At 43.6% G+C, this 12,958-nt stretch carries 9 protein-coding genes and 1 other RNA gene; 2 read left to right on the forward strand and 8 right to left on the reverse strand.

What is annotated here, in order from left to right:
- Positions 1 to 388, forward strand: a 388-nt coding sequence (locus tag EWV60_RS04205) for a DUF3782 domain-containing protein (protein WP_287231170.1), incomplete at its 5' end; no start/stop codon positions are given.
- 36 nt (positions 389 to 424) lie between these two features.
- On the opposite strand, the gene EWV60_RS04210 is transcribed toward EWV60_RS04205, so the two are convergent.
- The 6 genes from EWV60_RS04210 to zds form a co-directional block, all read right to left on the reverse strand.
- Complete coding sequence (locus EWV60_RS04210; protein WP_287231173.1) at positions 425 to 1,696, reverse strand: MFS transporter; 1,272 nt, start codon at positions 1,694 to 1,696, stop codon at positions 425 to 427.
- A gap of 9 nt (positions 1,697 to 1,705) precedes the next feature.
- Positions 1,706 to 1,802: signal recognition particle sRNA small type (gene ffs, locus EWV60_RS04215), an RNA gene on the reverse strand.
- A gap of 86 nt (positions 1,803 to 1,888) precedes the next feature.
- A complete protein-coding gene (locus tag EWV60_RS04220) occupies positions 1,889 to 3,025 on the reverse strand; it encodes a DUF58 domain-containing protein (protein WP_287231176.1) in 1,137 nt (378 codons plus the stop codon).
- Positions 3,026 to 3,384: 359 nt separating this feature from the next.
- Complete coding sequence (locus tag EWV60_RS04225) at positions 3,385 to 4,404, reverse strand: long-chain acyl-[acyl-carrier-protein] reductase (protein ID WP_002739243.1); 1,020 nt, start codon at positions 4,402 to 4,404, stop codon at positions 3,385 to 3,387.
- Between the two features lie 147 nt (positions 4,405 to 4,551).
- Complete coding sequence (locus EWV60_RS04230) at positions 4,552 to 5,247, reverse strand: aldehyde oxygenase (deformylating) (RefSeq protein WP_002739386.1); 696 nt, start codon at positions 5,245 to 5,247, stop codon at positions 4,552 to 4,554.
- Between the two features lie 229 nt (positions 5,248 to 5,476).
- The gene (zds, locus tag EWV60_RS04235) at positions 5,477 to 6,937 is read right to left on the reverse strand and encodes a 9,9'-di-cis-zeta-carotene desaturase (protein ID WP_002755392.1); all 1,461 of its coding nucleotides are present in this window, start codon (positions 6,935 to 6,937) and stop codon (positions 5,477 to 5,479) included.
- A 137-nt stretch (positions 6,938 to 7,074) separates the two neighbouring features.
- Here zds and EWV60_RS04240 point away from each other — a divergent pair, with 137 nt between their 5' ends.
- Entirely contained in the window at positions 7,075 to 9,513 is a 2,439-nt protein-coding gene (locus EWV60_RS04240) for a phospholipid carrier-dependent glycosyltransferase (protein ID WP_287231178.1), read from the forward strand.
- Between the two features lie 708 nt (positions 9,514 to 10,221).
- Here the strand turns inward: EWV60_RS04240 and leuC are convergent.
- Together leuC and EWV60_RS04250 are read right to left on the reverse strand one after the other, a co-directional pair.
- Complete coding sequence (gene leuC / locus EWV60_RS04245; RefSeq protein WP_052275952.1) at positions 10,222 to 11,622, reverse strand: 3-isopropylmalate dehydratase large subunit; 1,401 nt, start codon at positions 11,620 to 11,622, stop codon at positions 10,222 to 10,224.
- 278 nt (positions 11,623 to 11,900) lie between these two features.
- A complete protein-coding gene (locus EWV60_RS04250) occupies positions 11,901 to 12,899 on the reverse strand; it encodes an MraY family glycosyltransferase (RefSeq protein WP_287231182.1) in 999 nt (332 codons plus the stop codon).
- Positions 12,900 to 12,958 lie beyond the last annotated feature (59 nt).

Genomic DNA, 12,958 nt, shown 5'->3' on the forward strand with positions numbered 1-12,958 from the left:
ACTTGCCCTTCCTTCAATGGAAACGATTCTCGGACAACAATTTGGTATGGAGGTTATCAGTCCCAGTGTCCGAGTCAGTAAAGAAGGACAACACCTAGAAATTGATGTTCTTGCCTATACCAATGGTGAGCTAAATATTGCCTATATCGTTGAGGTTAAAAGTCATGTTAGACAGGAAGATATTACTCAATTAAAAAGTATTTTGCAACGGTTTCGCCGCTTTTTTCCTGAACACAAGGATAAAAAACTCTATGGCATATTAGCGGCGGTTGATTTATCCCCAGAATTACGCGAAAAAATTCTGCAAGAAGGGCTTTATGTGGCTCGGATTCATGACCAAGTATTTGAATTAGATATTCCCGATAATTTTCAGCCTCAAACCTATTAAATAACCCTGCTCTAGGAAAAACTTTTTCAGTAAGCTTTATTGTAATTGTCCGCGCAGAGCATAACGATCTTTTTCTAAACCGAAAGCGAAGAGAAAAGAATGGCGTATAGTGGGGTTAGAGAGAGTAAAAAAGAGAAAGAGAGCGATAACAGCTAATCCTGACGATAAACTAAACATAGTTTCGTAGGAAATTGCTAAAACCCCCAGAATTGGACCGGCTAAGGCTGTTCCCACATCAAAACCGCCGATACAGATAGAATAGGCCCGGCCGCGTTCTTGGGGCCCAGAGCGATCGGAGATTAAAGCCAGTAACATAGGGAATAAAATCCCCCCTCCCGTACCTTCGAGAATAGCGGCTAAAATTAAAGCCGAAGGAGATCGGGCAGAAGATAGAACCAACATGGATAAACCATAGCAAAAAACGCTAATAGTGATGAATAAACCGCGTCCATAGCGATCGCTGGCTCCTCCCGACAAAATCCGCCCGATTACGCCCGATACTGCCGCACAACTGTAGAATAGACCAGGACTGAAAGCTATCTGGTTTTCGAGGAGAAACAGGGGTAAAAAAGCGACTAAACCGCCGAATAAAGTACCAACCAGCAGAAAAACTAGGGTGGGGACTAAAAAAGCTCGCTCTTGACATAATGCCCAGAAACTGCGCTCAATTGTTCGATTTTCTGCCTTCATTTGGGCTAATTTTTTCTTGAAGTCCGGTTCTTGAATAGAGAAACCCAAGAGAAAAGCGATCGCTCCTGAAGTGGCGGAAACTAGAAACAAACCGTCATAACCGATCGATTCGTAGAGATAACTGCCTAAAGCTGGACCGATTCCCATGCCTATGGGTGCAGTTAAGCTCATATAACCAATTATCTCTCCCCGTTGACGAACGGGGGAAAAATCCACCACTAGGGTGCTGTAACCAGTGGTAAAAGCGGCGATACTGAGACCATGGTAGGCGCGGACGGCGAATAAAGAGGAAAGATCGCGAAAAAATAGATAACCGAGGGGTGCGGTAGCGGCGACAATAGTTCCAAATAAAACCACTAATTTGCGACTGCGGCGATCAACTAGATTGCCTAACCAGCTGCGCGATAAAATTAAACCGATGGCAAAGGCCCCCATGACAAAGCCGATATCTTGTTTGCTACCGCCTAGGGAATCAATATAGATGGGGAGAGTGGGGACAAGAGTGGTGATACTTATCCAGAAAAACAGCGCCGTGACGAAGAGAAAGAGTAGTTGACGACGAGTTTCGGCAGTAAGCGATCGAAAAGTTTTGAAAGCGTTCACGACAGTGACCGTCACAGGCAACAAAAAGACCCGGAGATCACGCCAGTCACAAGCATCCCGTATTGCTGCTACCTTCCGGTCCTGACAAGGTTAAGGCGTTGCGATCGCATGAGTCCGAGTCTTTTCTATCATAACATCTTTTTCCGGGATACTGGCATTTTTTTCCAGAGAATTTCCTCTCAATCTAGACTGGGAACAGAAATTTTCTCAACGAGGGGGTTTTTGTAATTGTTGTTGTAGAGAAATTTCTGGTTTGATCGCCAATCCGCTAAACTGTCGGATTAAGGGTGAAGGACTCTCCCTAGAATCAGCAGCGAGGAAAAATAACCAACGGCTGCCGGGGGTGAGTTGTTCGATGGAATTGAAGTTACTTGTCAACCAAATTAGCGGTAAATTAGGCAGATTAGCGTTTTTTTGACTAGCTTTTGCCTCTATACTGGCTAAAGTTTCTAAAATGATCCTCTCCCCGTGAATTAAACCCGTTTCACCGGTCCAGAGGTTCACATTTAATTGCCGACGATGGGCATAAAAATAGAGGGAAGCAGCGGCAATAATCGCCCGTTCAAAACTGTCTTCTTGCCAATCACAGAGGGTATCGAGACAGATAATCACTTCCTGTCCTCCCGTTAACACTTCTAATTCCCGAATTTGAAATTCTCCCAAACGGGCGCTAGTTTTCCAGTGAATTAAACGGGTAGAATCACCCTGGCGATATTGTCTCAGGTTACGGGTAAGTCCTTGACTAGCCCTTTGATAATAGCGATTATTTTCTAATTTTTGTGCCATCTCTTGACCGAGGGAATCGATTAGGGGACATTGTTGTAAGGGTAAAATTTGGGGATAAACTAAAGCTTTAGCCGCTGCTTGATGACAACGACGACACCAAAATAAACCGAGAGGGGCTGCTGTTCTTAATTGTACTTCTTGCCAGTGATAAATACCCCGTTTACTGGTGGGTAAATAATAGGTCCAACGATGGCAACTTTTGGGGGCAATCGTTTCTATTGGGGTTATTTTTGGCTGATCGAGAACTATAGGCAGGATATCTGTCACTTCTAACAGATTTATCGGCTGATTGCTAGTATTTTCTATCTCTAGGCTAATACTAAGATCGTCTCCCGCACTTACGGGTACAATGGCAAGACGACGCACTTTCAGGGGAAGAAGGGAACGACGGGGTAAAATTATCGATAAAATTAAAATGGCGATTGTCGTGCCACAGATAGCATACAACCATCCCGCCATGGTATTAGTCGCCGCTCCGAAAAAACAGAGGGTAATGCCAATGATTACCCCACCACCGTAAGCGGGTAAAATACCGCGATCTTCTAACCAAGTTTTCATAGGGTTTAGTGGTTTTGTCGTCTTTGCTGGAAGGCTAAAAATCAGACCCACACTTCTAGAATTACCCCAAAAGCCCTCTGATCAGCGAAGGGAGTCCTATCCCTTGTCACTATTGTTATTTTTCTTAACAAAACTTAACAATTGATGGCAAAATTTTGCTTGCTTTTGTCGGCAGATTTTGGGATAATATTTTTAAAAGAGTTTATTCATAATCGGAATCTAAGCATTCAAATATAAACACAAACATCCCATTATGAAACAAGCATAACCCAAGCCGCCGCTAAAGTCAAGCGCCCACTCTAATTATTTTTCGCCTGAAACTTCTAATTCCGTGGTCGGTGGGGGGTTGGAGATATTAGTTAAAATAACAAAGGTTGAAACCCGTGTTTGCGGGAAGCTGCACCGATTTGTTCCATTTTAGGGACGGTAATTTGATTGCGTCCCCAAGAAAAATTAGTTTGCCAACCCTCCAACTCCAATAAAATCGCCTCAGCAAAACAGGCAAACATTTGACGAGAGGGAATATCCATATTAACGATTTTCATAATTTTCCAGTCAATATCGAGGGAATGCTCGACAATGCCGCCCTTAATCACAGAAACATCGGGGGCATTTAACACCGTGCCTAAATTTTTCGGATAACCACCATCAATAATAATGCAGGGGCGCTTGAGTTTATCCGGATCAATTTCCACCCCTTTAGGCATACTAGCCACCCAAACAATGATATCAGCCAGGGGTAAAGCCTCCTCTAGGGGAAGAATTTTACCGCGTCCTAACTCCTCTTGCAGAGATTGTAAACGCTCTTGATTGCGTGCCACACATATTAGTTCTTTTGTATCGGTTTTTTCATTTAACCAACGACAAACGGCGCTGCCGATATCTCCGGTAGCCCCACAAACCACGACGGTAGATTGAGCTAAATCGATGCCCATTTTGTCAGCGAGGGTTTGCACCTGAGTGCAGATGACGTAAGCGGTGTGGGTGTTACCGGTGGTAAAACGGCCAAAATCTAGCTCGATATTGCGCACCTGTCGATTATCTTTGAGATTAAACTCCTCGAAAATAATTGAAGAAAAACCGCCGAGTGCGGTGATATTGATATCACTTTTTTGAGCGAGTGCCATGGCATTTAGCACCTTACGAATAGCAGACTTTACCCAACGATTCGACAACATCTCCGGTAAAAAACAGGATTCGATGTATTTTCCTCTGATGGTTTGCCCCGTGATGCTGGTGACATGAAAATCATCGACAATTTGCGGGGGGGCAGCGCACCAAAAATCTAATCCCTGGTTAGCATATTCAGGATAACCTAGATCGTCGGCGACCGATTGGGCGTGTTCTAAACTGGTAAGATGACCTATAAGACCAAACATTGATTGTTCTTTCGTTAGACTAGATGGCACTAGATAAAAATTAGGATATTGCTAAGAAATCGTTAAGACTCTTAAATATAATACACAAAAGAGCCGCTCTGTGTTGAGCGGCAGCAGGGGAAAAAAAGAAATCTCGATGCTCAAGCTTTAGACGGCAGTTAATCCGTAGGCAGACATCCGCATGATATCACGGGTGCTGAAACCAATATTGCTTAACGCTTCCCCGTAGCTAATCATAAAGTCTTCCACGAGGGCCTCTTTTTCCATAGCGAGGACGCGAGCATCATCCTCGACTTGATTGAGCATTCTCCAGACAATGGGTAGATTAGCGCGATTTGCAGCTTCTAATTCCTCTTTAGCGGTTTCAAAGTTCGCTTTTAGCCATTCTTCGCCAAAATTGAGGTGTAAATATTCGTCTTTAACTACGCTTTCAGTAATTTTACGGGCAAAAGGATCGGCAACAGGAATATAAATATTATAGGCAGCGATCGCAAAAGCTTCGATAATCAAAGATTGGATTAATAAACAGGTGACAACTTTACCTTCTGCGTAGGCAATTTGGAAGTTATCGTGCAGAGAGGAAAAGAATTCTCTGGCATAATCCATATCAGGAGTGATTTGCAAATTTTGGCCGCAAGCTTGAAAACCTTTCATGTGACGGTTTTCCATTTTTGCCAGACGGTGTAACTCTTCTTTGTTATCGGTGAGGATGTCTGCTAATTGAATATAATTGCTATTGGCCTCGTATTCGCCTTCAATAACGATGGCATTAATGCGACTATAGGCTGATTTATAGGTTTCGCTGGTGAAATCAAGCTCTAATGGTACAGCAAGCTCTGGCATAAACTCGATTGACTCCTATTTCTGACGAGATTTTTCCGACATTCTTTCCAGTCTAGGGTAAGCCTTCTAGATGGAGTGATCTTTTTACGAGTCTAGCTCGATCGGTCTTTTTTGTATAGCTTGGCCTGAGGGGCTGACTTGCCAAGTTAACTATAGGGGTTATCTTTTGCCACTGAAAACAAATCTAGAGGCAATCCCTTCTCAAGGGAGGAGATTGCCGGCTGTTTGCTCAAACCGTGGCTAAAGATTTCCGGCGCTCGGCCTGTTGTAGGATCGCTTTGGCTGCCTGTTTACCCGATAAAGTGGCCCCTTCCATGCTATCAATGTAATCCTGTTGGGTATAACTACCAGCAAGGAAAAAGTTAGGGATAGGAGTCGCTTGCGAGGGACGATAGACATCCATCCCCGGTGCTTCCCGATAGAGACTCTGGGCCAATTTCACCACACTAAACCAAGTCATCTTTAACTCCCGCGAGGAGGGAAATAACTGATGGACTTGCGCTAAAACGTGCTGGGCAATATCTTCATTTTTAGCTTTAATAAAAGGGTCACCGGGGGTTAAAACCAACTGTAATAAAGAACCTTCTCCGGGGCGATAATAATCCCTAGGACTGGTGAGAGCAAGATCTGCAAAACAGGAGAAATCCGCTTGGTGGGTGTACAAAAGATTGTCAATTCCCACCGCTTTTTGCAGTTGTCGGCGTTTTTCGGCATCATTTAACTCCGTCACCCAACCGTCAAAACGCAATTGTACCGTAGCGACGGGGACGGCTTCTAGTCGGAAAATATTGTCAAAAATCGGCATTTTTCGCCAATCTTGGGGAATAAGACGCTGAATACCGGGGACATCACCAGCGCAAACGTAGGCATCTGCGGTGATAGTTTCTGTGGTTTCTCCGTTAGCGACGATCATGCCATTAACTTGCAGATTTTCGCCCTCTCCAGAATAGAGAATTTCCCGCACCTGACGACGAGTAGAGATTTTGGCACCCCGGGCCTCCAGATAGTTAATAATCGGTTTATGCAGGTATTCGTGGGGGGAACCTTCTAACATCCGCAGGACGGAAGCTTCGGTTTTAGCGGCAAAAAATTGGAAAATCGTCAGCATACAACGGGCCGAGATATTTTCCGTATCGATAAATCCTAAGGCATAGGCGATCGGATTCCACATTTTTTTTAAACTGCCTTCATTACCGCCATGGCTACGAAACCAATCGGCAAAACTAATCGAGTCCAGATCCCGAATCGTTTTCATCGCTCCTTGAAAGTCTATCAGACCGCGGACAATGGGACTGGTACCTAAGGCCAGAGAATTAAAGATTTTATCGGCTGCCGAGAGTTGGGAGGAGGTAAAAAAGGCTTTTAAACCGTTAAAAGGCGCACCTGCAGCGAAACGGAAGTCTAATTCGCCGATTTTTCCCCCTTCGTTGATAAAAGTGTGGGTGTGTTCTTTGAGCAGTAGGGATTGAAAAGCGCCCACTTTTTTCATTAACTCAAAAAGATTATAGTAACAGCCAAAAAAGACGTGCAAGCCCATCTCGATGTGATTACCGTCCGCATCTACCCAACTACCGACTTTTCCACCGACAAAGGGACGAGATTCTAAGATTTCTACTGTACAGCCCGCATCGACCAGATCGATAGCTGTTGCCATTCCCGCTAACCCTGCACCAACGATCACCACTCGCATTTGTCAAGTTCCTGTTACAATTTTTCACTAAATCTTTATTTTACCCCGATCGGTCTGGTGTTTCTTGCTGGCGATTTTTTCAGGGGCGCTTGAGAGCGTGGCAGAATAATTGAGAGTTGCACTAGGGAGAAGTCATTTTGAAGCGATCGCTAGAGGGGAGACAGGGATTAATTATTGTCAGTATTATTTGGATATTGGGGATATTAGTCGATAGATTCTGGTTTAGTCTCGATCATACTATTCCTGCTTGGGATCAGGCCGATTATCTCAACGGTGGGATTATCTATACCCAAGCTTTCCAAAATCCGCGCTGGTTTGATGGGGATTGGTGGCGCAGTTTATGGCTAATGTCGCCGAAAATTCCCCCTTTAACCTATCTTTTAACGATTCCCTTCTTTAATCTCTTTGGTATTAGTCTTGACGCGGGTATGTGGGTAATGGCCATCTATAGCGCCCTACTGCTCTTTTCTGTGTATGGATTGGGAATTATCCTCTTTAATGGGACTGTGGCTTTATGGGCGGTCTTAATCTGTCAATTTCTACCCGGTTTATACTATTATCGCCTCGAATATCTCTTAGATTTTCCCTTAGCGGCAATTGTAACGTTTTCTTACTTCTGCTTGACATGGTGGCGATTTAGTGGTCAAGGCTGGCTAAAAGCGATCGCTTTCGGGATTTCTTTCGGTTTAGGGATGTTAGTCAAACAAACCGCCCTATTTTTCCTCTTTTTGCCGATTTTGTGGGTATTGGGCGAAAATCTTTGGCGAAAACGTTGGGGTAATCTAGCGCAATTAATGCTGAGTTTTTTGACGGCAGCATTGCTAATGTTTCCCTGGTATCGGACGAATTGGTTATTAATGTTAACTGCGAGCAAACGTGCCACGGTAGATTCGGCGATTTTGGAGGGAGATCCGCCTCTTACCAGTCCTGATGCCTGGACATTTTACGCCCAAGTTTTACCCTATTTTCTTTCTTGGGTATTGTTATTAGTTCCCCTGGTGGGATTATTAATCTCATTACGTCATAGAAAAACCGAAGATAAGGTTAATCGTCCTGTGTGGATTTGGTTAGGAGTTTTTCTGCTGGGGGGATACCTATTATCATCCCTAAATATCAATAAAGATGCTCGTTATATTTTGCCGCTTTTACCGACTTTATCCTTAATTTTATCCGTTGGTTTATTATCTTGGCGTGGTCGTTTTGCCCCTGGTATCCGTTGGGGAACGATAACTATTGCCGCTATCCTCACCAGCTTAAATTTATTTCCCTTGGGGGGAGATATAATTACTAACGTTTTCAGTCCCAAATTACAACACCATCCCTATTTAAAAACTGGTTGGCAGCACGAAGAAGTAGTTAAAGAGATTCTAGCCGATTCTCCCTATCTTCGCAGCACCCTAGGGGTTTTACCTTCCACCCCCGAATTAAATCAACATACCTTCTCTTTCTACGGTGGTAAACATAATTCCCAGGTTGCCGGCAGACAGGTGGGAGTTCGGGAAGAAGATATAGAAAAGGATGTCAATTCTTTAGATTGGTTTTTAACTAAAACTGGTGAACAGGGTTCCGTCCCCGATGTCCAGAAAAAAATTGTTAATCGAGTCGCCACCGGATCAGATTTCCAAGTGGAAAAAACTTGGCAGCTACCGGATGATAGTACCCTTTCCCTACACCGTAAAATAGACCCCTCCGTCACGGTTAAACCCCTTGAAAATGCGCCAAAACAGGTGGAATTAAGAGAGATTGCCATTGCCAAAAAAGCCTCTCCTAATCAACCCATTCCCGTGGTTTACAAATGGGCCGGAGACTGGCAACAATTAAAGTCAGGAATAGTAATTTTAACTTGGCAAGAAGTGGACGGTAAGGATTATTGGATGCACGATCATGGTATTGCTATGGGGGGATTAATGGCAAAAAAATTAACTCCAGAAGAGCAACCAAAGGGTTTTGAAGTCACTGAAAAAACTGCCATGCAGTCGGCAGCAACCCCCGGAGTTTATCGCTTATCTGCTGTCTATCTCAATCGGGAAACTGGCGAAACCTATCCGATTAAAACTAATGCTCAAATTACTATCGATCCTCAAGTTGCCAAGTTAGCAACGCCCCAATTAGATTTAGTGACCCAATTGCGCTTAAAGTCTGCTAATATTGGCCAAGGATTAACGGGTATTGAACCAATTTTTGAGTTAACTAATCGTATCAATCAATACGATTCGATTCAGAATTATGTGCTGCAAGCAGACAAGGCTTTTTCCTATCGTTTACAGCAACAAAACCCCCCCGATAAATTATCTTTAGCCTACGGATTAGCAATTTCTAAGGTACTACAACAGGATGTGGCAGGGGCAATAAAAGCCACGGAGGAAATGATTAAAATTGACCCCCATAATCCCTATCATTATGCTTATCAAGGGTTTATTTATCTGTACGATTGGCAACCGCAAGCAGCCCAAAAAGTCTTAGATAAAGCTAGACAATTAAATCCCGATAGTGAGGAAATTAAGACTTTAAATGCAGTGGCTGCCTTGATGGGGGGAAATCTCGTTAAAGCTTGGCAATTATGGCAGTCAAATTAAAATAGAGTGGGAAGTGGGGTGTGGGGTGTGGGGAGTTTTCTCAGTGAACTGATAAGTACCTAAGCAAAATTAATTACACAAATCTAACCCCCCCCTTGCCTCTTGCCTCTTGCATAAGTGCCTTTCTTCACTAGGAAATTTATTTTGCACGACTACTTAACTGATAACTGATAACTGATAACTGATAACTGACTCCTGACTTCTAACCCAATGTTGGACAAAAATAAGTAAAAATTATTAGTTTATTGCAAAAACTTAAGAATATTTAAATTAACATTCCGCAATATTTATAAATTCTTAAGAATTAATTGAGAAAGATTTTTATTTAACAACGACGTTATGATGGTAACAGCGATTTGATAGAATTTCATAATGGGCTATTCTGTGCTTTTTTGGGCAGCAATGGTTGAAACCCTTGCCACACCTAGAAGGTGATCCTAATTAAGACGGGTAAATCAGTCAATTTCACCCACAACGATGATCTTTTTTTTATGTAGTTTTATTGCAAAAAAAAAGTTTTTTTGACAAAAAGCACAAAGTATGATATGAACCCAAGGTATTTCTGGTTGCGAGTAATTATTGTAGAGAAGGGAGAAGGGGAGAAGGGAGTGAGAAGTGGGGAAGCTGTCTCATCACCCTATCTCCTGCCTCCTGACTCCTGACTCCTGACTCCTGACCCCACTAACAAACTTTTTCAGCAAACCCTATTTAATTTAACAACTCCCTGGGATCGGTGACTTCCCCTTTAATCGCCGCCGCTACCACCATCGCCGGACTCATCAACAAAGTACGCCCGGAAGCGGAACCTTGACGACCTTTAAAATTACGATTGGAGGAGGAAGCGCTGATCTGATCTCCCTGCAATTTATCGGGATTCATGGCTAAACACATGGAACAGCCAGCCTCGCGCCATTCAAAGCCTGATGCTAGGAAAATTTGGTCTAATCCTTCCGCTTCCGCCTGTTTTTTGACTCTTTCGGAACCGGGGACGATAAAAGCTTTCACATGGGGGGCCACACGATGACCTTGGGCAAATTTGGCCGCTTCGCGCAGATCACTGATCCGGCCGTTAGTACAGCTACCGACGAAGCAGACATCGATTTTTGTGCCTTTAATCGGGGTGCCGGGGGTGAGTTTCATGTATTGATAGGCTTCCTCTGCGATCGCTCTTTCACTGGCTGGTAAACTTTCGGGAGTGGGAATGACTTCGTTAACCCCGATTCCTTGGCCCGGAGTAATCCCCCAAGTAACGGTGGGTTCGATTTCACCGGCATCGAAGACCACCACATCGTCATAAACCGCATCGGCATCGCTTTTAATGCTTTCCCACCAATTAACCGCACTTTCCCAGTCTTTGGGTGCAAAATCACGACCTTTGAGGTAATCGTAGGTGATTTGATCGGGGTTGATATAACCACATCGGGCCCCACCTTCGATCGCCATGTTACAAATCGTCATCCTTTCTTCCATGGACATCCGTTCAATTGTACTACCAGCGTACTCGTAGGCATAACCAACACCGCCTTTAACGCCTAATTGACGGATAATATGGAGAATTACATCTTTAGCATAGACTCCAGGGTTTAAATCGCCGTTTACCTCCACTCGACGCACTTTTAATTTCGATAGGGATAGGGTTTGGGTAGCAAGAACATCGCGTACTTGGGAAGTGCCGATGCCAAAAGCGATCGCACCAAAAGCGCCGTGGGTGGAGGTGTGGGAGTCACCACAGGCGATCGTCATCCCCGGTTGGGTTAGGCCTTGTTCGGGAGCGATCACATGAACTATGCCCTGATTGCCGGAACCTATGCCGTAGAAAGGAATATGATTGGTTTGAACATTAGTTTCGATCGCCCGGATCATTTCCTCGGCCAAATCGTCAAGGAAAGGACGTGCTTGATTTTCGGTGGGGACGATGTGATCGACGGTAGCAATAGTCCGTCTGGGAAATAATACTTTTAAACCTCTTTCTCTTAGCATCGAAAAAGCTTGCGGACTGGTGACTTCATGCACTAGATGCAGTCCGATAAATAATTGTGTCTGTCCACTGGGAAGAATCTTAACCGTGTGTGCGTCCCAGACTTTATCGAATAATGTTCTTGCGCTCATTGACTTGGGAATGATAGTCATCTCCCTAATCATATCAGCTAACCCTGGCCGATAAATATTAATTTTTTCTTTTCTCTTGGTTAGGAGGGATAAGAGATAAATAGCTTTGTTTTTGCCAGATTAAAACCATCAGTGTTTGAGTGAAATAAAAGACTTTCGCTAATAACTATTTGAGTGATTACTTCTGCTCCTTACCCCCCGTTTCCTATAATCTTTCAAGAGGATTTAGTATAACATTCTCTAGGTTTGAATAACCCCTCAGTCCATAGCAAAAAAAATTATTCTTTTCTTGTCACTGATAAATTCTGCTCGCTAACTCTCTTGTTCAGATAAATTTCTCCGAGAACAATTAATCCTAGAATCAGAGGTAAACTCAGCCATGCTCCTAGGTTTCCTAAGTAGTTAACACTAATAGCAATCAGGAGAGTTATCCCCATATAAATAATCGCTACTTGTGAATGAGACAAGCCAGATTTTTGTAATCTTTGATAAAGGTGACTGCGGTGAGCTTGGAAGATATTTTCCTTTCTAAATAATCGACAAATCAGGGTATAAATAGCATCACCAATCAGAGGGAAAGTGATAGTTAAAGCTGACCAAAATTGACTTTGATTGCCTTGGTTATTAAGTAAAACCATAGCGACAATTGCCCCTAGACTGGTGCTACCCACATCGCCCATAAAAATTTTCGCTGGCGACCAATTCCAGAGGAGAAAACCGCCTAAAGCTGCCACTAAAAGCCATAAAATTGGTTGCTGAAAATAGAGAGCGAGAAATCCTAATTGTACCGCCGTACAGCCAGCCACCAAACCATCAAGACCATCCATAAAATTATAAAAATTAATGTTCGCAGTCAGTCCGATAATTGTGAGAATAATAGCCAAAATTTTGCCGCCAAAACCAAAATCTAATAGCCACGATTGGGGAAAAGCGCCGAAAAAAGTGACCGCAATACTAGCGGAGGATAACTGCACCAAATAGCGAATACTAGAGGGAATACCGCGACGATCATCGAGAAGGCCGATAATAATTAAAGGAGTCAGGGATAACCACAGGGGAATGAGAGGAAGGGAAGGGGGAAGGAGAAAATAACTGAGGCCGCCAGTCAGAGCAAAAGCGACGACAAAACCGAGTCCACCTCCTCTAGGTGTGGGTTGACTATGGCTGCTACGCTCATTGGGAATATCTAACAATTGTTGGCTAAAACGTTGTTTAATCAGGGCAACCACCAGAAAACTAATCAGAAAACTGATGACTGAGAGTGGGGATAATAACATAGGGATTTTTGCGCTCAGATTCATTATCGATCCTACGCTGTTCGGTGACAAAAAGTGCA

Origin of the sequence: Microcystis sp. Msp_OC_L_20101000_S702 (assembly GCF_007095705.1) — a bacterium.
Classification (GTDB): domain Bacteria; phylum Cyanobacteriota; class Cyanobacteriia; order Cyanobacteriales; family Microcystaceae; genus Microcystis; species Microcystis ichthyoblabe_A.

What these genes read in the sequence shown, in the direction of transcription:
- EWV60_RS04220 (WP_287231176.1), bottom strand. Translation starts at nt 3,025, where the DNA reads ATGAAAACTTGGTTAGAAGATCGCGGTATTTTACCCGCTTACGGTGGT.
- EWV60_RS04225 (WP_002739243.1), bottom strand. Translation starts at nt 4,404, where the DNA reads ATGTTTGGTCTTATAGGTCATCTTACCAGTTTAGAACACGCCCAATCG.
- EWV60_RS04230 (WP_002739386.1), bottom strand. Translation starts at nt 5,247, where the DNA reads ATGCCAGAGCTTGCTGTACCATTAGAGCTTGATTTCACCAGCGAAACC.
- zds (WP_002755392.1), bottom strand. Translation starts at nt 6,937, where the DNA reads ATGCGAGTGGTGATCGTTGGTGCAGGGTTAGCGGGAATGGCAACAGCT.
- leuC (WP_052275952.1), bottom strand. Translation starts at nt 11,622, where the DNA reads ATGAGCGCAAGAACATTATTCGATAAAGTCTGGGACGCACACACGGTT.
- EWV60_RS04250 (WP_287231182.1), bottom strand. Translation starts at nt 12,899, where the DNA reads ATGTTATTATCCCCACTCTCAGTCATCAGTTTTCTGATTAGTTTTCTG.